Here is a 24,765-nt window from a genome sequence, read left to right as displayed (position 1 = left end):
AGGCAGGGATATAGGTGAAAAAGCTTACAGACAAGAATAAGCGTTTCATTTTCGGTTTAATTGCCATAATTGCGCTTATCGGCGGCTGGTTTATGGCTGATGGGACCGGCAGCGAGATACAGCTTAAGGACATATTGCCCTTCGAAACTCAATACGTCTGGATGATGAAGCAGGCAAGGACGATACTTGAGACCTATCATGTAAACGGCGATAAGGACAAGAAAAGTGACGAGGAACTTTTCTACGGAGCCATGAAGGGCATGGTGGCTGCCTGGGGAGATCCCTACAGCAGATTTGTAGACCCTAATGAGCTAAAGCAGGAAGAGATAGACATAGAAGGAGAATATGGAGGGTTGGGCCTTTACATAGGAAGCAGGGACGGAAAAATCCTGGTGGTTAGCCCCATCGAGGGAACTCCTGCCGATAAGGCGGGCTTGCAGCCCATGGACGAGATAGTCAAGGTGGACGACGACGTCGTGCTGGGATGGAACATAAATGACGTCGTTGAAAAGTTGCGCGGAAAGCCCGGCACTAGCGTGACCGTCTGGGTGAGGCGCGAAGGACACGACGAGCTGCTCCGCTTTGACATGACGAGAGAGCTGATAAAGATCGATTCGGTCAATCAAAAGCGGCTGACGAACGACGTCGCTTACATAAGGATCACGCATTTCACCCAGAAGACGGCCGAGGAGATGCAAAGGGCCTTAAATACGGCCCTTGAGACCAAGGCCAAGGGTTTGGTTTTGGACTTAAGAAACAACCCCGGCGGGTTGCTTGACGCCTCAGTCGCCGTGGCCGACTACTTTCTTGACGGCGGCGAAGTGGTAAGCATCAAAGGCAGGGTGGAGAAGGCAAACGAAGTCTACGAGGCCAAGCCTGGGGTGCTTTTTGCCGGCCCAGTGAGCGTCCTCATAAACGAAGGAAGTGCCAGCGCCTCCGAGATAGTGGCCGGTGCTCTCAAGGACAGAAACAGGGCCGTCTTGGTGGGCGAAAAGAGCTTCGGCAAGGGCTCCGTGCAGACGCTCTTTAAACTTCCCGACGGTTCGGGACTTTTTGTCACGATCGCCAAATACTACACGCCCTCCGGCGTTACCATCGACGGCGTGGGCATAAAGCCCGACATAGAGGTGAAGGGCAAGTACACGGGAGATTTAAAGGACGACGCCCAACTGCAGCGTGCCCTAAAAGAGGTCGAAGGCCTGCTGGCCAAGGCATCAGACAAATAACCCGGGTACTATGAAGACATCGGATAGGTTCAAATGGGCTGTAATTGCGTTCATATTGGGATTGGGGCTGGCTTTGATATTTTGTGCCCTAAGAAGGGATGCCTTGCTAGAGCGCTCGCTTCAATCTACAGCCGTAAGCTCAAGCACGTCTGCTTCTGACCCGTCAAATCAGTCTGGGGAACGTTCTAGCGGGACGAAGACGGCAGACAAACTGCAAGACGAGCCAACCTCAAATGGCAATGAAGATACCCTTCTCGATGGGCCTTTCATCGCCATCGTGGTGGACGATCTGGGGTTTTCCTACGCCAGGGCCGAGGAGCTTTCAAGGATAAATCTGCCTCTGACGTGGGCCATAATACCCTTTCAGAGCGCAAGCGAAAGGACGGCAAGGCTTGCGACCCAAAAGGGGATCCCCTTTTTGGTCCATATACCCATGCAGGCCTTCAGCGATAAGGACGGAAAGGGTTATATGGTCGCAACCTCCATGAGAGACGAGGAGATCAAGGAAAACGTGCGTAAGGCCTTTCGGTCGCTTCCCGGAGCCATAGGCGCAAACAATCACCGCGGTTCGGCTGCCACCTCCGATATGAGGGTAATGCGCGCCGCCATGGAAGGTCTCAAGGAAGAAGCCCAAAGGGGAAATTTTAAGGTATTTGTCGACAGCAGGACGGCCTCTTCGTCGGTGGCTGCAGCTGAGGCAAAGAGGGCAGGCTTGCTGGCCTTGGAAAACGGCGCCTTTGTCGACCATCTTGAGGACGTTAAGTTTATGCGATCGCAGCTTGAGCGAGCCGCAAGACAGGCGCAAAAGAACGGCTATGCCGTTGTCATATGTCATGCACGCCCCAAGACATTGGTCTTTTTGAAGGAGTTAAGTCAAAATCCCGTAGTTGGTGTAAAATTTGTGACCGTGGAGGAGTTAGTGCGCCATTTGAGAGGGGAGCGTAATCATGAGGGGCACAGCTGAAGTCATCGTAGGAATGCAGTGGGGAGACGAGGGTAAAGGCAGGGTCGTGGACGCCGTAATGCCAAAGTGCGATGTGGTAGTGCGCTATCAGGGGGGTGCCAATGCCGGACACACGGTCATAGTGGAGGGCAAAAAATACGTCTTTCATATCCTGCCCTCGGGCATGCTTTACTCCGGCAAGGTCTGCGTCGTGGGCAACGGCGTTGTGGTTGACCCCGACAGGTTATTTGAGGAGCTGGGCGAGCTCTCATCGCAGGGCATGGACAGGGCCAGGTTGGTAGTGAGCGGTTCGGCTCACGTCGTAATGCCCTACCATAAGGTCTTGGACCAGCTGGAAGAAAGCGTGAGATCCAAGGAAAAACGAATAGGAACGACGGGTCAGGGCATAGGTCCCTGCTACGTCGATAAGTTCAACAGGACGGGCATAAGGGTGTACGACCTGATGCATCCCGATATGCTTCGCGATAAGCTGGATTACATCCTGGGCTTGAAAAACCAGATAATAACCAGGATATACAAGGAAACGCCAATGTCCTTCGATGCGGTTTACGAAAAGGCCATGTCCTGGAGCGAAAGGCTGTCCGTCTATATCGGTGACGGTTCAGCCATTATCGCAAAGGCCTTAAACGAGGGCAAATGCGTCCTCTTTGAGGGCGCTCAAGGTACATTGCTTGACATAGACCACGGCACCTACCCCTACGTTACAAGCTCCAATCCGACCTGCGGCGGGGTGTTCACGGGCACGGGCGTGGGGCCAAAAAGCATTGACAAGATCATAGGCGTGGCCAAGGCATACTGTACCAGGGTCGGCGAGGGCCCTTTCCCTTCCGAGGACCTGGGCGAAATGGGCAAATACCTGAGGGAAAAGGGCCGTGAGTACGGCGCTACGACGGGACGCCCCAGGAGGTGCGGCTGGCTTGATTTGGTCGCCTTGAAATATGCTGCGAGGATCAACGGTGCTACCCACCTTGCGCTAACCAAGCTTGATGTGTTGTCGGGACTTGAGGAGATAAAGGTGTGCGTGGCCTACGAGTACGAGGGTAAAAAGCTCGAGGATTATCCGGCAGACACCTGGATGCTATCCCAGGTCAAGCCCCTTTACAGGACGTTTAAGGGGTTTAGCGAGGATACCAGTGGGGCAAAGGCCATGGAGGACCTTCCTCAGGCCGCACGCGATTACGTTAAGTTCATAGAGGATCAGACGGGGCTTCCCGTCATGATGTTGGGCGTAGGTCCCGACAGAAAGGAAACCATCTATAGGGAAGTCTAGGTGAGCTTTTCGTCGATATGTCTAAATCGCAAGTCGAGGGCAAAAATTTAAAGGCAGTCTTCATAATAAGCGACGGCATCCGCGGACACGTCAATCAAAGCCGCGGCGTCGCTCATTTTTTATCCGAGCTTACAGGTTGCCGTGTATATGAGCTTGAAATTAACGAAGCAACGACAAATTTACCTGAGGCCTCCTTAGGCCACAAAAGTTTATCGGCCGGACTCAAGGGCTTTTACCTGCTTAAGGTTCTTGGGCGAAGGCTTGCGGCAAAAGACGAAGGTTTCATCCGCCGATGGCTTGCCCGCGCAGGGGCACTTAGCCTGCTTGATAGGGCAAAAAATCTGCTTGACGCCTCGGGAGTAAAGCAAGAAAACGCCCTTTTCCTGTCAGCGGGAAGCAGTGCGTCGCTTTACTGTTTTGCCCTTGCTCGACTGCTTAAATGCAGGTGTGCAACCATAATGACCCCCTCCGGCCTGGGAGTGAGTCCCTTTGATTTTGCCATCGTGCCAAAGCACGACTGTCCCAAGCCGGCCTGCAACGTATATGTCACCTTAGGTGCACCAAACATGGTAACCCCCCAAAAAATACGCAGCGAAGCCGATGCCTTAAGCAGGCTTTATCCTCCCCTGTCTCATAAAAGGATAGGCCTTCTTTTGGGCGGAAGCGACGGAAATTACGAGCTGACCTCCCGGTGGGTCGGACAAAACCTTGAGCCCCTGTTTGAGCATGCATCCGATGAGGGCATGGACCTCTACGTTACGACATCGAGGCGCACTCCACGAGATGTGGAAGACATGCTAAGGAAGATGCGCGACAAATACCCATGCATCAGATATTTGTGCATCGCCTCATGCGACCCTTACAACCCCGTCTATGGCATCTTCGGGCTTGCCACGCACCTGCTGGCCACGGAGGATTCCGTATCCATGATATCCGAGGCCGCCACGGCAGGTTTCTGCGTGGGGGTTTTGCCCGTTGAGCGGAAAAAAAGCCTAAAGAGGGCCGTGGAAGGTCTTTGCAGCTTTTTGATCTCGACCAAGGTCTTGTCGCCCAAACGGCTTTTCGGGGTGCCAAAGTTCGTCTTGGCCATCGACGAGCTTTGCAGCTTGGGCCTTGCCCGATGGATTAAAAGCGCAAGCGAATTGCGGGCTTTCTTAAACGGCAACAGCCCGGCCAAACACGGCCTGCAGTTTTGCGAGGCCAAAAACGCTGCCCGATGGATTGTCTCGGCCTTTGAGGAAGGGGAGACGGCAAGGTGAAAGGGGAGTCGCTTAAGGTAATTCAGATGCTTCCGGAGTTTCACGAAGGCGGCGTGGAGCGCCACGTCCTTTGGCTTTCCGGTGCGCTGGCAAAGCAGGGTCACGAGGTAATGGTCGTAAGCAAGGGTGGAAAGCTTGAAAGGTTTCTTGACGAAACAGTAAAGGTCTGGCACCTTCCCGTTCACGCCAAAAATCCCTTTACCGCCCTTTGGTGTGCTTTGCTTGTTGCCCGAAGAGCAAAAAGGGAAGGCTGGCAGATAATTCACGCCCACTCGCGCGTTCCCTTTTGGATCGCCTGGTGGGCAAGCTCTTTAAGCGGCGTTTCCTGGGTTGCGACTTTACACGCTACCTTCAGGCACTCCCGCGCCCTGGTTCCATTAAAAAAGGCCTGTGCCTGCATAGCGGTAAGCCAAACCGTTAAAGACCACCTTGTGCCATTTCTGTCGGACAAAGCTTTTGTGATATATAACGGGCTTTTGCCGACTGACGTCAGGTGGCAGGGCAGCCTAAGGGACGACCCCTTTAAGTTTCTTTTCGTCGGACGCCTGAGTCCCAAAAAGGGGTTGCAGGTCGCCTTAAAGGCGTTAGCTGACGTGGAGGGCAGATGGCTTTTAGACGTGGTGGGAGACGGCCCCATGCGGGCAGAGCTTGAGGATCTCGTCGAAAAACTTGGGCTTTCCCATAAGGTGAAGTTTTGGGGCTTCAGGGAGGACGCCGACGAGTGGATCGCCCGCTGTTCCTGCCTTCTGTTTCCTTCCTTCGAGGAGGGGATGAGCATGACGCTGATTCGGGCGATAGATATGGGGGTTCCCATCCTTGCCTCGGACATTCCCTCCGTCAGGGAGCTGTGCCTTAACCCAGAGGCTCTGCTTGAGCCAAAAGACAAAGGGTCATGGAAAAAGGGTATTGAAGATATCCTTCGCGAAAGAAAGGCCTTGCAGCTTTTCGACCGAGATAAAATAGGTACCATCGACGATATGGCAAGAGATGTCGCTAGTGTATACCAATTATGCATCAAGGAAACCGGAAAGGGGAAGCGACGGAATGCTGACCGCAGTTAAAAGCTGGCCTACGTCCGTATCGGGCAAGGATTTTGAGGTTGTCCTTTACAGGGTAAGGCCCGATGATTATCCCAAGGAGCTTTACGAACCGTGGTATGAAGACCCCCTGTACAAGCACCTTGACGTAAAAAGCATTTTAGTCTACGTCGGAGGCGCAGGCATGGGGGATGTCGTCATGATAAATCCCTTATTCAACGCCTTGAAAAAGGCATGGCCTGAAAGCCATATCACCTGGATAGGAGGCTTTTCCAACCCCGTTAAGTGTTTGTTAAAGGATAACGGGCTCATAGACGACGTGCTTTATACTGTAGTAAGAAAACACAGGCCTTCCGCCTTTCCCGAGTACGCCAGGTGGTGGCGCGATGGCAGGCGAATGGGCGAGGCGGATTTATTCATAGACACCCAACGTCAGTTCGTTCCGTCCTTGCTTTTTTCTTTGTGCTTCAAATATAAACATCGCATAGGCTACTCTAGCAAATGCTTCTTCAGCGACTGGAAGTTCAAGGAGCCCGACAGGCACAAGGTGCACGATACCTTTCAAACTTTGATCCTGGCAAGGAGGCTTGGCATCGAACCGCCCGATCCGCTGCACCGCATCCTCATACCCGAAAACTTCGAGCAGATTGCCGGTGATCTGTGGGAAAGGTACGGCTTTGGCGAGGCCGTTGCCATGTTTCCCTACAGCGCCAGGCCCGTAAAGGATTGGAACAGCCAATATTTCCTTTCCCTGGGTCGCATGCTGCTTAAAGAGGGTTTCAAAGTGCTTTTGTTCGGCGGTCCCGGGGATTTCGATAAATTAAGGAACCTGGCCGATCTCATGGGCAAGGGAGCTTATGTCCCATATCTTCTCACGGATCTTTCGATAGACCGTGAAATGTATCTTTCCATGGCTTTGCTTAAAAAGGCTGCTTTGACCGTATCGGTGGATTCGGGCGGGGCACATTTGTCCGCCGCCTTGGGCACGAAGACATTGGTGATCAGCTTGCTGTCGCGCGTCGATAAGTTCATGCCTGTGGGGAGACAGGTTTGGAGCATTTATCCCAAAATAGATTGCTCGCCCTGTCCCGACAGAAACATGAAGGCCTGCGGGCAAGAGCGTTGGTGCGTAAAGGGGATTACGCCCCGGATTTTATACGAGGCCGCAACCTTGTTGCTTTCAGGCGAGGAGGCAGAGCAATGAAAAAGATCCTTCAGGCCATTGACGCGGGAGGCTGGGGTGGCGCCGAAAAGGTAGTTGTGATGATATCAAACGAGCTTGCCGGCATGGGTCACGACGTGGAAGTCTGGGTCAGAAGGGGCTCCCTCTTGGTGGAGCATTTGTCTTCCGAGGTCAAAGTCAGGGTCATGCCCTTTATCAACGACTACGAGCCCTTTACGCCCCTTCTTTTTGCAAGGGCTCTTAAGACCTTTGACGTAGTCCACGTGCACCTGGGCCGTGCAGCGCTTTTAAGCGGCTATGCGGCGAAGTTTCTGCCCGAAGAGCTTAGAAGAAAGCTTTTTTGCCATATGCATCTCTACCACAAGCCCAAGCATTACAAAGGCCAAGGGCAGATAATTTGCGTCTCGAAGGCCGTGGAAGATTACGTTAAAAAGGCCATGCCCTGGGTGAAGCGGACCTGGGTGGTCTATAACGGCATAGACATGAGCGGTGCCCCTTTGGCCGAGCCTCTAATCCCCAAAAAACGGGACGTCTTTAGGATAGGGCTTCTTGCCTCCTTTAAGGCCGAGAAGGGCCATAGAGACCTCATAAAGGCCTTTGGCGGGCTTAGTAGGCGTTTGCCCGTCGAGCTTCTGCTTGGAGGAGAAGGCCCCCTACTTTTTGAGGCAAAAAAATTGGCTTCGGATTTGGGCGTGGAAGATAAAGTAAATTTCCTTGGAGCCGTTCCTCCCGAAAAGGCCTTTTCCTTCTGGAAGTCCTTGGACGTCGCGTGCGTTCCGTCTTACGCAGAGGGTTTCCCCCTGACTTTGATTGAAGCCATGTCCTGCGGTCTGCCGGTAGTGGGCTACGCCGAGCCGGGCATCGTAGAGGCAATGGGAAACGAAGGGCTCCTCCTTCCCGTGGGAGATGTTGGAGCTTTGGCTGCTGCGCTTGAGAGGATAATCGCAGACGAAAGCCTGAGGAGGCAGCTTTCGTCTTTGAGCCTCAAAAGAAGCGGGCTTTTTTCGGCAAAAAGCATGGCAGAAAACCTGCTGAAGGTGTATGAGTCGGCCCTTTATGTTTGATCCTGGATGCGTCTGGCCCTTGTTTTTTTCTCGTATCTTTTGCGCGTTAAATTTACAAAGGCATCCGGGAGATACATCGCCAGGAATAGCTTAAAGTACAGATCGGTCCTCTTCATAAAAAGCATCAGGTTACAGCCGTCCGCCAGCTTGCTTCGCAGGCTTTGAGCAAAGGCCATTGCCCTAAACCGCTCTTTGCCGTAGACCAGCACGACCTTTTGCAGATATGCTACGTAAGCGCTTGGGATGACGAGGGATGTTAATGTCCTGTATGCCTTTGTGTCGGTCTTTCCTATTTTTTCCATGAAGGCCTTGCATCTTAGGTAGGCCGTCAGCTCGTGGAGGTTTGCCTCTATTTTGAGCTTTTGAAAGGAATGGCTTGTCGAGCCGGGATGTTGGCGCCAGAAGGCCAGGCTTTCTTTCACGCAGGCGACGCTTTCGGCTGTGGCCAGGGCCTTTATGAGGAACTCGTTGTCTTCCGCACATATGCAGTTTGGGGTATAGCGTATGCCGTTTGCAAGAAGAAAGTCTCTCCTGTACAGGACGGCTCCTCCCCATATCGATACCTTGCCGACCAGGTAGTCATATAACACATCTATCCCCTTTGCAGGGTTGGCTTTCGGGTAGCTGTGTTTATCGTCGTATCTGCCTATCGGCTTTCCCTCTTCGTCTATGAAGTCGTGCCCGCAAAAGGCCATTTCTGAGTCGTGCCTTTCCATCTCTTCGATTAACTTTAAAAAGCAGGAGGGATCGAACAGGTCATCATGGTCGCAGAAGGCGACATATTTCCCATCTGCCTCAGAAAAGCCCCTGTTTCTTGCCACGCTCACCCCCGCCTTTGCCTGGGATATCACTTTAACTGCGTGCCTGCTTTTCTCGGCAAAGGATCTCATGATGTTCAATGTGTCGTCCGTCGAGCCGTCGTCGACGAGTATCAGCTCTATGGGCTCATAGTTCTGATTTTCCAGGGAGTCAAGCGTCCCTGGAAGGTATTTGGTTCCGTTATAAACAGGAATTATCAGGGAAAGCAAACCCGACATGGCGCGACCTCCATATTTAATTTATAATTCACCATGCGGTATGATAGCATATATTTATTGGAAAAAGGAGCATGCTCTTTGGCCGGATACAATCCCCCTTTAGGTACGAAGGACGAAAGGATACTTTTTATACGCTACAGCGCCCTGGGCGACGTGGTAAGGGCTATTCCGCTAGCGGCGACCATAAAGGAAGCTTTGCCCGAGGCAAGGCTAACGTGGCTTTTGGTACACCCCTACGAGGAGCTTATCGAAGGTCAGCCCTACGTCGACGACGTCTTGGTGTGGGACAGAAAACAGGGGTTTAAGGGCTTTGTCCGCCTCATCTTAAATATCCGAAGAGGCGGCTTTACGCATATGGTTTCCATGCAGGGCACGGACAGGTCGGCCGTCATGGCCTTGTTTTCGGGGATAAAAAACCGTGCTGGGAGGCACGACTGGGCCTCTTTCGTTTACAATATGCCCAGCGAAGATATGGCCCAAATCCTGGGCCGTCCCGTGAAGGTAGAAAAAGACCGCGTTTATTATCAGGTTTCAAGCAAGCTTTGCCGTTTTGCCGATGAGCTTTTAAGCGCCACGCCAAGGCCCCATGTCGCCTGCGTTATAGGGGCAAGCAAGCCCGTAAAAAGGTGGCCTGTTTGCTCTTGGGCCGAGCTTGCCTCCATGGTCGCTTCATCGGGCGGAAGCGCCGTTTTACTCGGCCACGGCGGGCAGGAATGCGATATGGCCAAAGAGATAACCTCATTGCTGCCCAAGGAATTTCAGGAAAAAGCGGTTGACCTGACAGGAAAGCTTAAGCTTGACGAGATGGCTGCCGTGATAAAGGCCTGCGACGTCGTCATAGGGGGAGATACGGGGCCGATGCATTTGGCTTTGGTCTTGCATAAGCCTGCCGTGGCCCTTTTCGGCCCGACGCTACCGAATCAGGTGGGCTTAGAGGGGATAAACGTAAAGCTCATCTCGGACTGCAAATGCGCAGGGTGCAAGAACTGGGACTGTGGCAGAGATTGTCTTTCCTCGATAAAGCCAAAGGATGCCTTTGAAGCGTTGGTAAAGCTGAAGTTACATGAATTTATCAGATAAAACCAAGGAGAATGGTAAAATGCGCGTGCTTCATTACGTCGACGAAAACAGGCTGTCCTGGGCGCAGGCCTGGATACAGCTGCTTGAGGCCTTAAGGCAAAGGGATATCGAAAACTTCATCCTGTGTCGCCCGGGCGGTACCTTGCAGGACATGCTTGCCGTGTGGGGCTTTACCGCCTATACCTGCAGGCCCTTTCTTTCATGGGCGCCGCCCCTTTGTGCCTGCGTAAAAGACGCAATTAAAAGGATAAAGCCCGACGTCATCCATACCCGCCTCTCGCAGGCCGCGCTGATAGGCGGATACTGGGGGAAAAAGCTTGACATACCTGTGCTTTGCACCGTAGACAAATACCCCAAGGCCAAATACTACAGGTACGCCACGCACCTGGCTGCCTGCTCAAGCGACGTGGCAAGCCACATGATCTCCCAAGGCTTTGACGAAAGTAAAGTGACGGTGGTCTCAAACCCCATAGACGTCTCCCGCTACGAAAGGCCAAAAGGTTACGTGCCAAAGATGCGAAAAAAATCCGGCACCCCTGAAGAAACTTTCGTCATCTTGGCTGCCGGCAGGTTCGTCGACTGGAAGGGCTTTGACGTGTTGATCAAAGCCTGCGCCGATCTTGCCAAGTTTTTCGATTTCCGCCTCTGGCTTGCAGGCGACGGACCTGAGCGCAAAAACCTTGAAGACCTGGCTTTAAGGCTTGCCGTAAAGGGCATTATGACCTTTTGGGGATTTATCGAAGACGTAAGGCCCCTCATGTGGGAAGCAGACCTTTTCGTGCTTCCTTCCAAGAGTCCTGAGCCTTTCGGCATCGTGGCCCTGGAGGCCATGGCCAGCGGCCTGCCCCTTGTTGCCACGAAGGCAGGAGGGGTGCTTGACTTCGCCGACGAAGCCTGCGGCTGGCTCGTCAAGCCAAACGACCCAAACGATTTGGCCGCCGCCATAAAGGATGCCCTGAGCTTTGAGGAAGCAAGAAAGGCAAAGGGTTGCGCTGCCGTAAAAAGAGCTTTAAGGTTTGACGTCGGCAAAATCGCAGAGCAATATGCGGCCCTGTATCGCAAATTAGGACTTTAGGCCTATTGTCTTAGTTTGCGGCAGTGGCTACGATATATGGCGTAACAGGGCTGCAAGTTAAAAGCCTGTGTCAATGGGGAGCTGTTTGAGATGGTCGGTCTTCGACCGCGCATATCCCCGAAGCACCTTGACAATGTTACCTTGGTGTAGCTTCTAACACCTGCGTCGATCCCCGAAGGCACTGAAAGGAGGTGCGACGACCCCCGGCCAAAAAGGGAGAGCGGGTGAGGAAGGCGGAAATGGCATGAGACGGACGTTTGCCTTTCGAGGGGACAGGAAGAAGGAAACGAGGAAACTTCTTTAAGCGTACCCCCGAAGGCGGAGAAGTCTCGGCAGTCTTTCCGCAAAATATAAATTTAACCAAGGGGGTTGAATGAACATGAAGAAGTTACTAGCGTTAGTAGCCGTTTTTGCCCTAGTGGCATTTGCGGCTCCGGCATTTGCCGCCAATCCCTTCGTCGATGTGCCGATGAACCACTGGGCATATGACGCCATTTCTCAGTTGGCCGCGAAGGGCATAATTCAGGGTTATCCTGATGGCACCTATAGGGGCAACCATCCGATGACCAGGTACGAGATGTCCATGCTCGTTGCCAGGGCACTGGCCACCGTCGACATGGAGAAGGCCAGCAAGGAAGACGTCGAGATGTTGAAGAAACTCGTCGTTGAGTTCAAGGACGAACTCGAGGCCTTGGGCGTAAGGGTAGATGCCTTGGATGAGCGCGTAGCTGTGCTCGAGGAGAACCTCGGCGGATGGAAATTCTGGGGAGAGCTACGTTTCGATGCCCGCTGGGCCGATGAGGGCGACGGAGCATACGCCAACAGCGACAGTCAGAGCGGTTACAAGCACAACGGCGAAACAGAATTCGATCTGAACAGGTACCGTCTCTGGATGAGCAAGCAGATTGACGATAAAACCACTGTAACCATGCGTATTGGTGGCTCCGATGTCAGCTGGCAGCGTTACTATGCCACGATTCAGTTGCCTTGGGACTCCTACCTCATGGTAGGCCAGTGGAACTACGACTGGGAGGACGAGGCAGGCTTATACATCGATGAAGATGCCTGGTTCACCGATCAGACGTTGAAAGGGTTTTACTGGAGGAAGAACCTTGAGAAGGGTGACATAACCATATTTGCTGCTCACAATGAAGATGATGAGAAAGTTGATGATTACACCGAGCTTGGTGATATGTACAACTACGGTGCCCGTTTCAACTTCCAGCCCAGCGACAAGTTCCGCATCGCCATCAGTGGCTTGTATTACGACTACGACAACGATGGAACTGCTGTGATGACCTATAGCAGCGCTCAGAATCCGAGGTGGCTGTATGATCCAGTAGCAGATAACGTTTTCCCCTCGAAGTCAGTAACAGAGACTAAGACTCAGAAAGTTGCTTCAGGCAGTCCTTTAGCTGTGCTAAATACGGCTAGTGGGTATATAGTAGGTTCTGATGGCAATATGGTACCTATAGATAATAGTAGTAATAAATTACTTGCCGATTTGAAGGCAAAGTTGAGTGATGGTACTGAGGTTGTAGTTCCTGTAGATACGGAAATCAACGTACCATCAATACCAGGTACTAGTATAACTGTTAGCAGTGATACTGAAGTTAATTATACTACTACTACTCCTGCTTTTGAGTCTAAATATCAGGATTACGGCGTTTACTGGGCAGACTTCGGCATCACCTTTGCACCGGGTTTCCAGTTTAAGGGTGCTTACTACATGGAAGATCTAGATCTCCCTGCGGGAGCTAAGAATTCCGACGATTCGCCCAACGCCTACAAGGCCATCATCGACGTATCTCAGGACACCTTGAAGTTCACGAGCTTGTGGGTTGAGTACGCTAAGTTCGATCCTAACTTTCACACCGCACTTTCTCCGTGGGATGCCTTTGGCGCCGAGCTTACTCCAAACTTGACCATGCCTGCCGTATCTAACGTGTGGGAGACGGAAGCTTTGTTCGTGAAGTTGGAGCAGAAGTGGAGCGACAAATGGGCGACGTACCAACGCTACGGTCAGTTTGACCATAGCCTTGAAGGCTATGCCAAAAAGGGCAGGTTGGCGAACGCCGGCAGCTTTGATATCACCAACTGGACCTTTGGCGTTCAGTACTGGTACACGCCGACAGTATTGTTTGAATTGGCCTACGACGACGTGGACTACGACGAGGGATGGACAGAGGTAGATGCGGATCTTAAGGACGACAGCTTAGTCCGCCTGCGTACCTGGATATTCTTCTAAGCTTAATCTTGCAGCAAAAGACCGGGCAGATTGCCCGGTCTTTTTTTTTATATTCTTCTAAGCTATAATCTTTCACGTCATGTATCGACGTAAAGACAATTTGCGGGTCACGGAGGTTTTAGTATGAAAAATAGAGCAGGATTTTTAGCGAGCGTTACTGTTGTTTTGGTTGGGTTGCTTTTTTGTGGCATCCCCTCTTTTTCCGCTGATTTTGACTCCATCCTTCAAAAATGGAGCAGGACCTATATGACCAAGGGCGACATGGGAGATGAGCTCGCCATAGTTGCTACCTACTATTCGGCTGAGTACATCGAGGCCTTGGTCCAGCGTGAGGCGGAAAAAAACCTCTGGACCGAAAGCGAGCTTGAAAACTACAAGCTTGAGCTGCTTAAGGCCCTGCAGCTTGAGGAGTACATTCCAATAATGCTTTCCTTCAACATGAAAGGTGCACCCTTGAGGATGGCACCCTTCGACAACAAGGTGACGCTTTGGGTGGGCGGTAAAAAGCTTTCCCCCGCCGACTACGACAAGAGATTTAACTTTAAGCTCTCGGGCAAGCGAGAGGGGCTCGTTTACTTTCCTCGCTACGACGAAAATGGCAAATCGTACTTGCAAGGCGTATCGACCTTGAGGCTTACCATTGACGGCAACATAGGCCCCATAACCATGGGAAAGCAGATAGATTTCTTCTGGGATGTCTCCCAGGACGACCCCTCCAAGCTTTATCAGGGTCGTGTGGCTGCCCAGCTTGAGCTTGAGCGCCTTATAAAAAGGTTAAACCAGCTCAAGGACCAAAAAAGCCAGCTTGAGGAGCAGCTGGCGGGCATAGAAAAGGAAATCGAGACGGTCGAAGCCCGCATCGAGGAGCTGCAGAAAGAATGACGGAAATGAAGCGCATAGGGGTCTTAACAAGCGGCGGCGACGCCCCTGGCATGAACGCCGCCATAAGGGCGGTAACGAGGTGCGCTATTTACAAGGGGCTTGAGGTCATAGGCATCAGGAGGGGCTTTGAAGGATTGCTTGAAGGTGACGTAATTCCATTGACTAGCCGCTCCGTCGGGGGCATCATCCACAGGGGCGGCACCGTCCTTCGCACCGCCCGAAGCGAGCGCTTCAAGAAACCCGAGGGGCAGGTGGAGGCCTTAGACCGCTTGAGGGAGCTGGACCTTGATGGACTGATCTTAATAGGCGGCGAAGGCACGTTTAAGGGCGCCTGGGCGCTTCATCAAAGGGGGATCCCGGTCGTCGGTATTCCCTGTACCATAGACAACGATATAGAGGGAACGGACATGACGATAGGCTTCGATACGGCCGTTAATACCGCATTGGATGCGGTAAGAAAATTACGCGATACGGCCTCAAGCCACGACAGGCTTTTCATAATTGAGGTCATGGGACGACGCTGCGGCTTTTTGGCCGCCCAGGTAGCACTTGCTTCAGGGGCCGAATATGTGCTCCTTCCCGAGATGCCCTTTGACCTGGATCACCTGTGTAAGAAGCTTCATTACGCCAGGCGTCAGGGGAAGACCCATTCTTTGATCATAGTGGCCGAAGGCGTCATGGGCGCCCAGGACCTGGCCGCAAAGTTAAAGGACACGGCAGGCTACGAAGCGCGCGTTACCGTCCTGGGCCACATACAGCGCGGCGGAAGCCCCACGGCCTTTGACGCCACTTTGGCCTCCCGCATGGGGGCTCATGCGGTTAAGGCCTTGCTCGAAGGCGAGTCAGGCATCATGATAGGATCCCTGTGCGGCCAAATGGTGACGCATCCCTTGCCCGTCGCCTGGGAGGAGAAAAAGCCCTTGAGCGACGAGGTGCTCTCGTTGATGGAGATGCTTTCGATATGAGCGCGTTAAACAGGCAAACATCAATGCGCGACGGCGTTCCGACGAAGCGCGTAATGGCAATGGTGGCCTCGGGCTTAACGGGCAGGGGCTTGTCGTCCCTGTCCGACGAAAGCCAGTGGCACGTGGCCCTAAGGCTTCTTCTTGCGTGCAGGCGCCCCGTCATAATCACGGGGTTTTACGTTGAGGAAGCGGGAGCCTGCGAGACGGACGGGCCCATGGGAGCCGCGGTCCTGGGCAGGGCTTTGGAGCGCCTGGGAAAGTCGCCGCTCATCGCCACCGACTGGAGGTGTCGAAGCGTCGTATCGGCTGCATCTGCTGCCCTGCGGGGCCCCAAAGTTTTCGCGGCGTCAAAGGGAAGGCAGCTGCTGAGCTTCGGAGCCGACCTTTTGGTGTTCATCGAACGACCGGGCAGGGCCAGGGACGGCAGGTATTACAACATGAGGGGCCTCGATATCACGGACTCGGTCGAGCCCCTGGATGACGTGGTATCGCTTATCGGTGAGGTTGGCCCTAAGGCGAAAGTGCTTGGGATAGGCGACGGCGGAAACGAGGCGGGCATGGGAAACTTCCTTCAGGATCTTGCGCTTTTACTGCCCGAATATGGCCGATGCCTTTCGGCGGTAAGAAGCGATGCGCCCGTAGCCTGCGACGTCTCCAACTGGGGAGCCTACGGGTTGGTTGCCTTGATGTCGTGTATTACCGGAAGGTTTTTGCTTCACGATGCCGGCGAGGAGCTTCAGATGGTGATGTCAATGCTGGATGCGGGAGCCGTCGACGGAAAGACGCTTGAGCGCGGCCCCTTCGTGGACGGCCTTCACCTCTCCAAAAACGGAGAGGTCATATCCGCCTTGGGCGGCTTGGTTAGAGACTGCCTTAGGACTGCATCGCCCGACGAGGGGGTGAAGCTCAAAGATGAACGCTCCTTTTAGGGGATTTACCCTGATCCTTGGCATTTTGGCCGTGGCAATCGTTGCCCTGTGGGGGATCTCCTTCTGTAAGGCTGGCTTTTACGGATACGGACATGGCATGATGGCTTTTATGCCCATGCCCATGTCGGGGATGCTCGTAATGGCATTGGTGCTTGCCGTCGTGGGCTTGGGGGTATGGTGGATACTGTCGTCGCTTTTTTGGCATAAGTATTTTCCCACCCAAAGCCCGCCTAAGCCTCCGGTGTCGGTGCCCCAAGACTCTAAAAAGGACTTTTCAGACAGCGTCCTTGACAGGGATGAACTGGACATGCGTTTGGATGCCCTGGAAAAGGCCCTGCTTGAGGGCCGCATCTCCGAAGAGACTTACCGCGAGCTCAAGGAAAAATACGAGAAAAAGCTTTACGGCTAACCTCCGGCCACGGGGGGAAAGACATCTACGACGCAGTCGTCGCTTAAGGGCGTATCGAGTCCCTGAAGATGTGCGATGTGGGTGCCGTTTACAAGCACCATGACGCCTACAATGAGCGAGCCGTCCCGCAAAAGCAGGTCTTCAAAGGCCTTGCCGTATTTGTCGCACATCCGCTTCAAGAGTTCGCCCACGGTTTTACAGCCCGCGATGCGGGCTTCCTTGGTGCCGGTTACATCCCTAAGGGAAGCGTAAAACCTCACGATCAATTGTAACCCTCCAGGCGGTGAAAGCCCTCCACCTCAATGTTGTGCGCCGCGCATAGCTCCTTTATCCTTTCTTCGGCCTCGCAGGGGTATCTGCAGGCAAGCCCGCAGCTTGCCGAAAGGCTTCTGGGCACGGGTATGATCCTCACGTCGTAGCCTTCCTTTCTGCACTCCCTTTCAAACCGCAGGGCCATGTGGGTCACGAAAAAGGTCGCTATGCAGGCCAAGGCCTTCACCTCTTTGGTCGATAATCCGTCCTTCAGTAATTATACCTGGACTTGACGGGCTTGTAGAAGTAAAATTTGCACGTTGCAGCTTCGGGCATTAAGTTATTTATGTATTCCTTGTAGGAGGGTGGTATGCAGTGGTGCGCAAGTTAGTGCTGATGTTTTTGGTAGCTGTCGTTTGTTCGGTTGCGTTTGCGGGAGCCGCTTTGGCTGACGAAAAGATAGCCATAATCGATCCGCAAAAGGTGCTTTACTCTCATCCGAAGTTCCAGGATACGCAAAAGCAGATCAAGGCAATGATGGACAAAAAACAGCAGGAAGCCAAGATGGCCATGGATGCCGTAAAGACCGAGGACGAACAGAAGAGGATCTACATGCAAAAAAGGCAAGAGGCCGCTATAGAGGAGCAAAAACTGATGGAAGTTCTCTTCAAGGACATCGACCTGGCCATACGGACCGTTGCTCAGGCGAAGGGCTTCACGCTGGTCCTGGACAAAAATCAGGTGTTCTTTGGAGGCACCGATATCACCAACGACGTGATAGTCGAGCTAAGCAAGAAAAAGTAAGCCGGCCGTTGCCGACGAAAGGCAAAAACAAGTGAGGCGAAGGCCTGCAGGCCTTCGCCTCACTTGTTTTTGTGTTAACTGCTGATAAGCTACTGCTGTTGCGTCTGGGTTTGCTCGCCCTCAGTGGGAGCGGTGCCCTCTGCAGGCTGAGGCTCAGTTGTCTGAGTCGTATCCTGTGAGGCCTCAGGCGTTCCCGTCTCAGCGGAAGGAGTCTCTACGCCTTCCGTCGGCTGCTGTTCGGGCTGAGCGTTCATGGTCTCGGGGGCAGCTTCGGTAGCAGGCTGCTCACCCTGCTGCTCCTCCTGCTGAACGGCCTCATCGGCCGGAGCTTCTTGTTCGGGAGTTGCCGTTTCTTCTTGGGTCACCTCTGTGCTCGTTTCCTCCTGCGTCGGTTGAGTGACCTCAACGGGCGCCTGCTTTGGCCTCAAGGCCAGCACTCCCAGTACGATGAGAACTATGACGATTATTGCGATCCACACTTTTTTCATCGACGTTCACCTCCTTTCGGCCGGCATCATTTCGGTTGCACGTTCCGCCTTCGTTAACGGCCTCACCATTTTATCGCATAATTCGCTTTTTGTGTCTAGGGGTTTTAAAAAGATATCCCCATAGGATAAAATAAATGGGCACAAAGAACTAAAAAAGGATGATGACATGAAAAAGGACCTTTCTTTTACGGATAAGTGGATCGTGTTGGACTTGGACGGTACCGTGATCTATGATGACAGAGTGCCCCGCGATGTGGCCCGTTCGGCGGAGCTGCTTAAGTCGTCGGGCTGGAGCCTTATCGTGGCAACGGGCAGGATACTGGCAGGAGCCTTGAGGCACATTAGGTCTCTGGGGGCCCTTTGGCCGGCGATCGTTTATGACGGCGCTCGGGTGATGGATCCCAAAAGCGGCGCCGTTTACTTTGAAAGAAGGATGCCTGCGGATGTCGCGCGCGAAGTACTAAAGCTTGGCTTTGATTTTCCCCTTGAGGTTCAGGTCTACGGCGACGAGGCCGTTCGCTGCAGGCCGAGCGACCTTCTTAGCATAGCCTACTTTAAGTCGCTCGATGTGAAGTTGGAGCCGGTACTGCTTTCTTCGGACATCAAAGACGACGTATTTAGGATACTTTATTTCGGCAAACCCGCGTTGGTCGCAAAATTAAAAGGGATGCTCGAAGGTTCTTTGAGCGGTAAGGTAAATATAACGCTGGCCGGAGACGATTTCTTGGACGTGTTGCCCTTGGGCACCTCTAAGGGGTCGGCCCTGGCGGAGCTTAAAAAGTTGTCGGGACTGAACGATGTTTACGTGGTGGGCGTGGGAGACCACATGAACGACCTGGAAATGCTCGGCATTTGCGACTTTAAGGTCGCACCCGAAGATGCCGTCTCGGACATCCTTGAAATGGCGGATCTCGTCATACCTCCCGCGTCCAGGAAGGGCTTTTGCGCCCTTGCGGATTTTCTTTTGAGCAGAGATTTCAAGATCACCGTTAACGGGAGGTGTTGATGCAATGTCTGAGCAGATCAGGTGGGAAATCGTGGACATGGAGATGCCGGAGGAGTGCAACATAATAGTTGGACACAGCCATTTCATCAAGACGGTCGAGGACTTGTACGAAGCGCTTGTCACGGCTTCTCCGGTGCTTGAGTTTGGCATTGCCTTCTGCGAGGCCTCGGGCCCTTGTCTGATTCGCTACGACGGCAACGCAAAGGATTTGATCGATGCGGCCGTCAGGAACGCGCAAAAGATATCGGCGGGGCATACCTTCGTAATATTGCTTCGCAAAGGATACCCGATTAACGTCTTAAACAGGATCAAGGCCGTTCAGGAGGTATGTAGCATTTACGCCGCCACGGCAAACCCTCTGCAGCTTTTGGTGTTTGAGACGGACATGGGCAGGGGAGTGGCTGGCGTCGTCGACGGATACGCCTCCAAAGGCGTGGAAGAAGAGTCTCACATCGCAGAGAGAAAATCCCTGCTTCGAGATATAATCGGTTACAAAAGGTGATCCTTAGGGGGGCTGACGGCTGACCTTTGCCTTGCGTTCCGGAGGGTTTTTAAAATGCGCCTTGGAAGTGGCGGTCCTTTGCGTCCTTTTGCTTGTGGTGCCTTCGCAAGCCACAGGTTACGATCCCGTAAAGGAGGGATGGGCACTGCCTGTGTATGTCCTTCCGCCTGAAGGAGGGTGGGACACGCCGGAGGGCAGGTCCGTCTGGAGCGGCCTTGTGGCATACAGGGAGAAAACTGCCGGGACTAGGGCCGGGATAGGTGGATATGAGTTCGAGTTCATGCGGGAATTCGACAAGAATTGCGTTGCCGTGATCAGCTTTCTTGAGGGAAGGCGCGGCAACGATGTCGTTAAAGCCTATGGCAGACAGGGGCCCGTAGTGGTCTCGGGCTTTGGCGAGGACCTCGGGTTGCGTGAGGGCAAGGGCGTGCTTCCTTATGCCTTTGCCCTGGACCTTCCCAGGGGATGTGTGGGGTCAGCTTTGGGAAGGTACGTGAAGGCCTACCGAAAGGGTGAGCGGTTTGCCCCTTTGGCCGATCCGCTTGATATCTACATGAGACCTGCGGTAAACGGCTTCATATATGAACTGCCCGGTGACATTGCGCCTTTTTGGGTGCAGGCCGGAATCTCCCTGGATGCGGCCTTCAGGGAGATTCGTGCCGGAGGGGTGGATGGCATAGCGAGCTTTTTAAACGCATCGGATACGCAGTACCTATGGGTGAAGTGCAAAAATTTAGGCCTTACGCTTCTTTCATCCCTTCCTCTCTGGGCCATATCTCCTTCGCTTGAAGGGATATTGGTGGCAGACCAAGGCTGGGCGGTGGACAATGATCCCCTTCTTCGAGACGTAACGCTTGAGGTGTTTGATGCCGTAAGGGTAAGGCCCGAATGCCCCGGCATGGCCGCCAGGGCATTCGCCGTGGCCTCATGGCTCGGGAATGCCCTAAAGCTTGTTGACAAAGTATCGGAATTGAGGGCGGGCATGGAAAAAGCCGCTTCCTTTTCGCTTGGCTCTCAAACCTTGCTTCCCGACCCCGTGACGCACAGGACAAAGGGGCGCAAGGTTGCGGTCTTAAAGTTGATAAACGGCAACTTCGTCCCCTTGTGTGAGTTTCGCTTGAACCCCGACAGCGAGCTGGAGGCCAGGCTATAGTTTTTCGCCGTGTCGCGACGCCAGCTCGCACCGCACGTCGTCTATAGATACTCCTGCGGCGATCAGGCTTACGAGGACATGATAGACGAGGTCTGAGGCCTCGTATATGATTTGGCCCTTGTCGTTCAAGGTCAGGGCGATAGCAAGCTCGACCCCCTCTTCGCCCACCTTTTGGGCCACGCGGGGAAGTCCCTGGCTTATGAGCTTAGCGGTGTAGCTTTCCTTGGGATCTGCCCCTTTGCGCCTTAGCAGGTACTGCCAAAGCTTACCCGGAAATGTGGCGTCCCCATCGGGGCCTTTCATGATATCCTCGAAAAAGCAGCTCCTGTGTCCCGTATGGCAGGCAGGCCCCTCTGGGCATACCAGTGCCAAAACTGCATCTCCGTCGCAGTCAAGGGTCAGCCTGCGCACCTTCATGACGTTGCCGCTCGTTTCTCCCTTGTGCCAGAGCCTTTTCCTCGAGCGGCTGAAAAGGTAAAGCTCGCCGCTTTCCTGCGTGAGCCGCAAGGCCTCCTCGTTGGCGTAGGCAAGCATTAAAACCTCGCCGGTCGTATAGTCCTGCACCACCACGGGAACCAGCCCGCGTTCGTCAAAGGTTACTGCGCTCATGTCATTCGTCTGTTCCTGCAATTTTTTCACCAGACCTTTCGTACGGGAAAGCCCTCTTTTTCGATGGCTTCCTTCACCTGGGATATGCTGTAGATGCCGAAGTGAAAGACCGATGCCGCCAATACGGCGTCGGCTCCTGCCCTTATTGCCTCGGCAAAATGATGCAGACTGCCTGCCCCTCCGGAGGCTATTATGGGCACGTCTACGGCCTGCCTTATTGCCTCGATTAGGTTCAGGTCGTAACCTAAGTCGGTTCCGTCGCGGTCTATGGATGTTAAAAGTATCTCGCCTGCCCCGAGGCTGCAGCCCTGTCTTGCCCATTCAACCGCGTCTTTGCCCGTAGGGACGGTACCGCCTTTGGCGTAGACCTCCCATTTGCCGTCTTTCGTCGCCTTGGCGTCTATGGCAAGCACTACGGCCTGACTCCCGAGCAAAAGGGCGCATCTCTTTATGAGATCGGGGTCTGATATGGCCTTCGTGTTTATCGATATCTTGTCGGCACCCAGGGCGACTATGTCCCTGGCTTCTTCGGGCGAGCCTATGCCCCCGCCCACCGTGAAGGGCACAAAAAGCTTGTCCGCCACGGCGTGCACCCATTCCTTCCTGGTGCGTCGGCCCTCTTCTGACGCGGATATGTCAAGAAAGACCAGTTCGTCGGCTCCCCCGTTCATGTACATTTCGGCTGCCTCCGCGGGGTCGCCCAGGTATTTCAGATTTTCAAATTGGACGCCCTTGACGACCGATCCGCCCTTGACGTCCAGACAAGGTATGACCCTTTTTTTAAGCATTTGCCGCCTCCTCAAACAACCCTTTGGGATCTATGCTTCCGTCGTAAAGGGCCCTTCCTATGACGGCTCCGAAAATGCCCATATCGGCAAGGGCCTTTACGTCTTCAAGCGAGCTTATGCCCCCTGCGGCGATGATGTTGACCTCCGGGGCTATTCCTGAGAGCTTTTCGTAGAGCTTTATGTCGGGTCCGCGTTTGGTGCCGTCCCTTTCGACGGAGGTGACCAAGACGGTGTCGTATCCCATCTCCCTTAGGTGAAGCATGGCCTCGCGAAAGCTTAACGGAACCGTCCTTTGCCAGCCCGACAGCGCCACCGTGCCCCGCTTTACGTCCAAAGCAGGTATGATCCTTGCTTTAAAGACGGCCAACTTATCCTTTGCGTCGTCTTGCCATACGATGCTTGCCGCGGTGACCCTGTCGGCCCCCTTGTCCAGGGCCGTCTTTATGTCGGCAACAGTTCTAAGGCCTCCACCGTAGTGCACGCATTCGAATATCTGCTTCAATTTCGCTATGACCTCTATGTTGACAGGCCTGCCCGTACGTGCCCCGTCCAGGTCCACGACATGAACGCAGCACGCCCCTGCCTTGCGCAGCATCCTTGCCACTTCAAGGGGATCATCCCCGAAGGTCTCGGATTTATCGAAGTCACCCTGGTAAAGCCTTACGACCTTACCACCGTATATGTCTATGGCGGGATAAATTTTCATGCTCGATCGCACCTGCCCTGAAGGTACGAAATTGATGCCTGAAGCAGCCTTAGGCCCGGGCGGCCGCTTCGTTCGGGATGGAACTGAAATCCCATGACGTTTCCGAGCTTTACCGCCGAGATAAAGGTAACCTCCTGGACGATCGTCGTGGCCATGGCGGCAGGAGAATCAAGCAGGCAGTAGCCGTGGACGAAGTACATGTCAGGGCCCTCAAATGGGCTGACGTCGAAGCCGTCCTCCTTTTTTAGCCAGCAAAGCTCGTTCCAGCCCGTGTGAGGTTTGGGCCTGATGTCAAGGGGAACGATCTCTCCGGGAATAAGCCCGAGCCCCCTGGTGTAGCCGTCCTCGAAGCTTGCCTCGCACAGCAGCTGCATGCCCAGGCAGATTCCCAAGATGGGCCCGCCTTCGCCGTGATGTCTTTCGATGTAGTTTATCCACCCGGACGACTTTAGGTTGGCGTAAGCCGCCGGAAAGGCACCTACCCCGGGAAGGATCAGGATGTCTTTGGGGTCAGGGTTGCCCTGCGGTGTTTTTGCCGTTTCGGCGGAAAGCCCCAATGCCTTGAGTGCCCTAAGCACGTTTCCCATGTTTCCCGCTCCGTAATTTACCACCTTTATCAAGCCAATACCCCCTTGGTGCTTGCAATGCCGCTGCCCGGCTTTAAAGCCGCCCTTAAGGCCCTTCCCGTGGCCTTAAAGGCGGCTTCGGCCAGGTGGTGGGAGTTGTCGACGCTTAAAGCGCGAATATGAAGCGTCAGGGCGGCCTCACGACTCAAGGCCTGCCAAAACTCGGGCACCAGCTCCATGTCGAAATCTCCGCACTTGGGCGACGGAAAAGATGCCTCCCATACGAAGGTTCCCCTTCCGCTTAAATCTAAGGCGACCATCACAAGCGTTCCGTCCATGGGAAGTACAGCCCAGCCGTATCTTTCCCTGGGCTGACTCATCCACATCTCCTTTAAGGCCCTGCCCAATACTATGGCGACGTCCTCTGTCGTGTGGTGGTAATCGACGCAGGTGTCGCCGGAGGCCTTGAGGCGGGCCCCCAGGCCGGCGTTGAAGAAAAAAAGCTCAAGCATGTGGCCCAGGAAAGCGACGGGCACATCGATGACTATTTCCTGTCCGTCGGGGTAGAGCGCAACGTTTACGTTCGTCTCGTTGGTCTTTCTAAAAGCTTCATACATCTTGAGTCCCCCTGCAGTTGCTTTTTATGCCTTCCGTTATCCTTAAACATTCCTTCCAGTAGGAGGCGCTTCCGTGCCTCCTTGAGACCAGTTTAAGCGATACGGGCGATACTTCTTCCAGGACTGTGAGCTCGTTGGCCTCAAGGGTGGTTCCCGTCTGGGTTATGTCAAGGATGCAGTCTGCAATGTTGAGCCGCGGAGCAAGCTCCACGGCACCGTGAAGCTTTACTATCTCGACGCGCACCCCTTTGGAGGCAAAATGCCTGTCGGCTATGTTGGGATACTTGGTGGCAACGCGAAGCCACATTAGCTCCTTTTCGTGTCCGTCAAACCTGGGTTTCAGGCTTCTGGGTCCTGCCACGACCAGCCTGCACCGGCCCAAGTTTGTATCTGCAAGTTCAAGGAGGTTCGCTGAGGCTTCCATGAGCACGTCGCTTCCGGCCAGGGCAAGATCGGTCGTGCCGTAGTAGACGTAGAGCGGCACGTCCATGGGCTTGGCCAGAAAGAACATGAAATTTCCCTCTTCCACGGAAAGCTCCCTGGAGGCCCTTTCCAACTTTTCGGTAGGAACCCCCGCAAACTTTAAGGCCTTTATGGCGTCCCTTTGACCTCTGCCCGTAGGTATGGCTATCTTTATCACGACCCT

Annotated in this window: 28 protein-coding genes; 18 read left to right on the top strand and 10 right to left on the bottom strand. The window is 53.8% G+C overall.

Annotated features, from left to right (window positions below; all coding sequences use genetic code 11):
- The first annotated feature begins 14 nt into the window (after positions 1–14).
- The 7 genes from BUQ78_RS02695 to BUQ78_RS02665 are packed head-to-tail and all read left to right on the top strand — an operon-like array spanning position 15 to position 8,003.
- A complete protein-coding gene (locus BUQ78_RS02695; protein WP_074199191.1) occupies positions 15–1,226 on the top strand; it encodes a S41 family peptidase in 1,212 nt (403 codons plus the stop codon).
- A 10-nt stretch (positions 1,227–1,236) separates the two neighbouring features.
- Positions 1,237–2,190, top strand: a complete 954-nt coding sequence (locus BUQ78_RS02690) for a divergent polysaccharide deacetylase family protein (protein ID WP_074199190.1) — start codon at positions 1,237–1,239, stop codon at positions 2,188–2,190.
- Positions 2,174–3,460: an adenylosuccinate synthase gene (locus BUQ78_RS02685; protein WP_074199189.1), complete on the top strand. Its 1,287-nt coding sequence runs from the start codon at positions 2,174–2,176 to the stop codon at positions 3,458–3,460. Before BUQ78_RS02690 ends, BUQ78_RS02685 begins: the two co-directional genes overlap by 17 nt.
- Before the next feature lie 17 nt (positions 3,461–3,477).
- Positions 3,478–4,719: a mitochondrial fission ELM1 family protein gene (locus BUQ78_RS02680; RefSeq protein ID WP_074199188.1), complete on the top strand. Its 1,242-nt coding sequence runs from the start codon at positions 3,478–3,480 to the stop codon at positions 4,717–4,719.
- Positions 4,716–5,780, top strand: a complete 1,065-nt coding sequence (locus tag BUQ78_RS02675; protein WP_084532173.1) for a glycosyltransferase family 4 protein — start codon at positions 4,716–4,718, stop codon at positions 5,778–5,780. Before BUQ78_RS02680 ends, BUQ78_RS02675 begins: the two co-directional genes overlap by 4 nt.
- Positions 5,764–6,960, top strand: a complete 1,197-nt coding sequence (locus BUQ78_RS02670; protein WP_074199187.1) for a glycosyltransferase family 9 protein — start codon at positions 5,764–5,766, stop codon at positions 6,958–6,960. Before BUQ78_RS02675 ends, BUQ78_RS02670 begins: the two co-directional genes overlap by 17 nt.
- Positions 6,957–8,003: a glycosyltransferase gene (locus BUQ78_RS02665; RefSeq protein WP_074199186.1), complete on the top strand. Its 1,047-nt coding sequence runs from the start codon at positions 6,957–6,959 to the stop codon at positions 8,001–8,003. Before BUQ78_RS02670 ends, BUQ78_RS02665 begins: the two co-directional genes overlap by 4 nt.
- Here the strand turns inward: BUQ78_RS02665 and BUQ78_RS02660 are convergent.
- Complete coding sequence (locus BUQ78_RS02660) at positions 7,994–9,040, bottom strand: glycosyltransferase family 2 protein (protein ID WP_074199185.1); 1,047 nt, start codon at positions 9,038–9,040, stop codon at positions 7,994–7,996. The genes BUQ78_RS02665 and BUQ78_RS02660 overlap by 10 nt on opposite strands.
- A gap of 78 nt (positions 9,041–9,118) precedes the next feature.
- Between BUQ78_RS02660 and BUQ78_RS02655 the strand changes: the two genes are divergently transcribed.
- From BUQ78_RS02655 to BUQ78_RS02620, 7 genes are all read left to right on the top strand, one after another.
- Positions 9,119–10,120, top strand: coding sequence for a glycosyltransferase family 9 protein (locus BUQ78_RS02655; RefSeq protein WP_074199184.1), 1,002 nt, complete (start codon positions 9,119–9,121; stop codon positions 10,118–10,120).
- Between the two features lie 19 nt (positions 10,121–10,139).
- On the top strand, positions 10,140–11,195 hold the full coding sequence (locus BUQ78_RS02650) for a glycosyltransferase family 4 protein (RefSeq protein ID WP_318259464.1): 1,056 nt from the start codon (positions 10,140–10,142) through the stop codon (positions 11,193–11,195).
- Between the two features lie 379 nt (positions 11,196–11,574).
- Positions 11,575–13,443, top strand: coding sequence for an S-layer homology domain-containing protein (locus BUQ78_RS10190; RefSeq protein ID WP_318259463.1), 1,869 nt, complete (start codon positions 11,575–11,577; stop codon positions 13,441–13,443).
- 123 nt (positions 13,444–13,566) lie between these two features.
- Positions 13,567–14,325, top strand: coding sequence for a coiled-coil domain-containing protein (locus BUQ78_RS02635; protein ID WP_074199182.1), 759 nt, complete (start codon positions 13,567–13,569; stop codon positions 14,323–14,325).
- A 5-nt stretch (positions 14,326–14,330) separates the two neighbouring features.
- Positions 14,331–15,290 carry a 6-phosphofructokinase gene (gene pfkA, locus BUQ78_RS02630; protein WP_074200146.1) on the top strand — a complete coding sequence of 320 codons (960 nt, stop codon included), beginning with the start codon at positions 14,331–14,333 and terminating at the stop codon, positions 15,288–15,290.
- Positions 15,287–16,219, top strand: coding sequence for a DUF4392 domain-containing protein (locus BUQ78_RS02625; protein ID WP_014806461.1), 933 nt, complete (start codon positions 15,287–15,289; stop codon positions 16,217–16,219). The genes pfkA and BUQ78_RS02625 overlap by 4 nt, the downstream gene beginning before the upstream one ends.
- Positions 16,203–16,628, top strand: a complete 426-nt coding sequence (locus tag BUQ78_RS02620) for a hypothetical protein (RefSeq protein ID WP_074199181.1) — start codon at positions 16,203–16,205, stop codon at positions 16,626–16,628. Before BUQ78_RS02625 ends, BUQ78_RS02620 begins: the two co-directional genes overlap by 17 nt.
- Here BUQ78_RS02620 and BUQ78_RS02615 read toward each other — a convergent pair.
- Both BUQ78_RS02615 and BUQ78_RS02610 read right to left on the bottom strand, forming a co-directional pair.
- Positions 16,625–16,888, bottom strand: a complete 264-nt coding sequence (locus BUQ78_RS02615) for a ubiquitin-like small modifier protein 1 (RefSeq protein WP_245529620.1) — start codon at positions 16,886–16,888, stop codon at positions 16,625–16,627. The genes BUQ78_RS02620 and BUQ78_RS02615 overlap by 4 nt on opposite strands.
- Positions 16,889–16,890: 2 nt before the next feature.
- Entirely contained in the window at positions 16,891–17,118 is a 228-nt protein-coding gene (locus BUQ78_RS02610; protein ID WP_014806464.1) for a putative Se/S carrier protein, read from the bottom strand.
- Positions 17,119–17,255: 137 nt separating this feature from the next.
- Between BUQ78_RS02610 and BUQ78_RS02605 the strand changes: the two genes are divergently transcribed.
- The gene (locus BUQ78_RS02605) at positions 17,256–17,684 is read left to right on the top strand and encodes an OmpH/Skp family outer membrane protein (protein WP_014806465.1); all 429 of its coding nucleotides are present in this window, start codon (positions 17,256–17,258) and stop codon (positions 17,682–17,684) included.
- An 89-nt stretch (positions 17,685–17,773) separates the two neighbouring features.
- On the opposite strand, the gene BUQ78_RS02600 is transcribed toward BUQ78_RS02605, so the two are convergent.
- Positions 17,774–18,172, bottom strand: a complete 399-nt coding sequence (locus BUQ78_RS02600) for a hypothetical protein (RefSeq protein ID WP_014806466.1) — start codon at positions 18,170–18,172, stop codon at positions 17,774–17,776.
- Between the two features lie 166 nt (positions 18,173–18,338).
- On the opposite strand from BUQ78_RS02600, the gene BUQ78_RS02595 reads away from it, so the two are divergent.
- From BUQ78_RS02595 to BUQ78_RS02585, 3 genes are all read left to right on the top strand, one after another.
- Positions 18,339–19,178 (top strand): HAD family hydrolase, encoded by an 840-nt coding sequence (locus BUQ78_RS02595; protein WP_074199180.1) that lies wholly within the window; start codon positions 18,339–18,341, stop codon positions 19,176–19,178.
- Positions 19,179–19,182: 4 nt separating this feature from the next.
- Entirely contained in the window at positions 19,183–19,680 is a 498-nt protein-coding gene (locus tag BUQ78_RS02590; protein WP_074199179.1) for an adenosine-specific kinase, read from the top strand.
- Between the two features lie 67 nt (positions 19,681–19,747).
- Positions 19,748–20,833, top strand: coding sequence for a hypothetical protein (locus tag BUQ78_RS02585; RefSeq protein ID WP_318259642.1), 1,086 nt, complete (start codon positions 19,748–19,750; stop codon positions 20,831–20,833).
- On the opposite strand, the gene hisIE is transcribed toward BUQ78_RS02585, so the two are convergent.
- From hisIE to hisG, 6 genes are read right to left on the bottom strand one after another with little or no spacing between them, the layout of a single operon-like run.
- A complete protein-coding gene (hisIE, locus tag BUQ78_RS02580; RefSeq protein WP_074199178.1) occupies positions 20,828–21,472 on the bottom strand; it encodes a bifunctional phosphoribosyl-AMP cyclohydrolase/phosphoribosyl-ATP diphosphatase HisIE in 645 nt (214 codons plus the stop codon). The two genes, BUQ78_RS02585 and hisIE, sit on opposite strands and share 6 nt — an antisense overlap.
- Positions 21,469–22,230, bottom strand: coding sequence for an imidazole glycerol phosphate synthase subunit HisF (gene hisF, locus BUQ78_RS02575; RefSeq protein ID WP_074199177.1), 762 nt, complete (start codon positions 22,228–22,230; stop codon positions 21,469–21,471). The genes hisIE and hisF overlap by 4 nt, the downstream gene beginning before the upstream one ends.
- Complete coding sequence (locus BUQ78_RS02570; RefSeq protein ID WP_074199176.1) at positions 22,223–22,936, bottom strand: 1-(5-phosphoribosyl)-5-[(5-phosphoribosylamino)methylideneamino]imidazole-4-carboxamide isomerase; 714 nt, start codon at positions 22,934–22,936, stop codon at positions 22,223–22,225. Before BUQ78_RS02570 ends, hisF begins: the two co-directional genes overlap by 8 nt.
- On the bottom strand, positions 22,933–23,547 hold the full coding sequence (gene hisH, locus BUQ78_RS02565; RefSeq protein ID WP_318259641.1) for an imidazole glycerol phosphate synthase subunit HisH: 615 nt from the start codon (positions 23,545–23,547) through the stop codon (positions 22,933–22,935). Before hisH ends, BUQ78_RS02570 begins: the two co-directional genes overlap by 4 nt.
- A 5-nt stretch (positions 23,548–23,552) precedes the next feature.
- Positions 23,553–24,119, bottom strand: coding sequence for an imidazoleglycerol-phosphate dehydratase (locus tag BUQ78_RS02560; RefSeq protein WP_074199174.1), 567 nt, complete (start codon positions 24,117–24,119; stop codon positions 23,553–23,555).
- Positions 24,112–24,759, bottom strand: a complete 648-nt coding sequence (gene hisG / locus BUQ78_RS02555; RefSeq protein ID WP_074199173.1) for an ATP phosphoribosyltransferase — start codon at positions 24,757–24,759, stop codon at positions 24,112–24,114. Before hisG ends, BUQ78_RS02560 begins: the two co-directional genes overlap by 8 nt.
- Positions 24,760–24,765: the final 6 nt, after the last annotated feature.

The sequence above is a fragment of the Acetomicrobium flavidum genome (assembly GCF_900129645.1).
Taxonomy (GTDB): domain Bacteria; phylum Synergistota; class Synergistia; order Synergistales; family Acetomicrobiaceae; genus Acetomicrobium; species Acetomicrobium flavidum.
The sequence above is the reverse complement of the archived record's forward strand: the minus strand, read 5'-3'. Positions and strand labels throughout refer to the sequence as shown.

Bases quoted from the DNA above. Each gene is read 5' to 3' on its own strand.
- BUQ78_RS02690 (WP_074199190.1), top strand. From the start codon at position 1,237: ATGAAGACATCGGATAGGTTCAAATGGGCTGTAATTGCGTTCATATTG.
- BUQ78_RS02685 (WP_074199189.1), top strand. From the start codon at position 2,174: ATGAGGGGCACAGCTGAAGTCATCGTAGGAATGCAGTGGGGAGACGAG.
- BUQ78_RS02680 (WP_074199188.1), top strand. From the start codon at position 3,478: ATGTCTAAATCGCAAGTCGAGGGCAAAAATTTAAAGGCAGTCTTCATA.
- BUQ78_RS02670 (WP_074199187.1), top strand. From the start codon at position 5,764: ATGCTGACCGCAGTTAAAAGCTGGCCTACGTCCGTATCGGGCAAGGAT.
- BUQ78_RS02665 (WP_074199186.1), top strand. From the start codon at position 6,957: ATGAAAAAGATCCTTCAGGCCATTGACGCGGGAGGCTGGGGTGGCGCC.
- BUQ78_RS02660 (WP_074199185.1), bottom strand. From the start codon at position 9,040: ATGTCGGGTTTGCTTTCCCTGATAATTCCTGTTTATAACGGAACCAAA.
- BUQ78_RS02650 (WP_318259464.1), top strand. From the start codon at position 10,140: ATGCGCGTGCTTCATTACGTCGACGAAAACAGGCTGTCCTGGGCGCAG.
- BUQ78_RS10190 (WP_318259463.1), top strand. From the start codon at position 11,575: ATGAAGAAGTTACTAGCGTTAGTAGCCGTTTTTGCCCTAGTGGCATTT.
- BUQ78_RS02635 (WP_074199182.1), top strand. From the start codon at position 13,567: ATGAAAAATAGAGCAGGATTTTTAGCGAGCGTTACTGTTGTTTTGGTT.
- pfkA (WP_074200146.1), top strand. From the start codon at position 14,331: ATGAAGCGCATAGGGGTCTTAACAAGCGGCGGCGACGCCCCTGGCATG.
- BUQ78_RS02625 (WP_014806461.1), top strand. From the start codon at position 15,287: ATGAGCGCGTTAAACAGGCAAACATCAATGCGCGACGGCGTTCCGACG.
- BUQ78_RS02620 (WP_074199181.1), top strand. From the start codon at position 16,203: ATGAACGCTCCTTTTAGGGGATTTACCCTGATCCTTGGCATTTTGGCC.
- BUQ78_RS02600 (WP_014806466.1), bottom strand. From the start codon at position 18,172: ATGAAAAAAGTGTGGATCGCAATAATCGTCATAGTTCTCATCGTACTG.
- BUQ78_RS02595 (WP_074199180.1), top strand. From the start codon at position 18,339: ATGAAAAAGGACCTTTCTTTTACGGATAAGTGGATCGTGTTGGACTTG.
- BUQ78_RS02590 (WP_074199179.1), top strand. From the start codon at position 19,183: ATGTCTGAGCAGATCAGGTGGGAAATCGTGGACATGGAGATGCCGGAG.
- hisF (WP_074199177.1), bottom strand. From the start codon at position 22,230: ATGCTTAAAAAAAGGGTCATACCTTGTCTGGACGTCAAGGGCGGATCG.
- BUQ78_RS02570 (WP_074199176.1), bottom strand. From the start codon at position 22,936: ATGAAAATTTATCCCGCCATAGACATATACGGTGGTAAGGTCGTAAGG.
- BUQ78_RS02560 (WP_074199174.1), bottom strand. From the start codon at position 24,119: ATGTATGAAGCTTTTAGAAAGACCAACGAGACGAACGTAAACGTTGCG.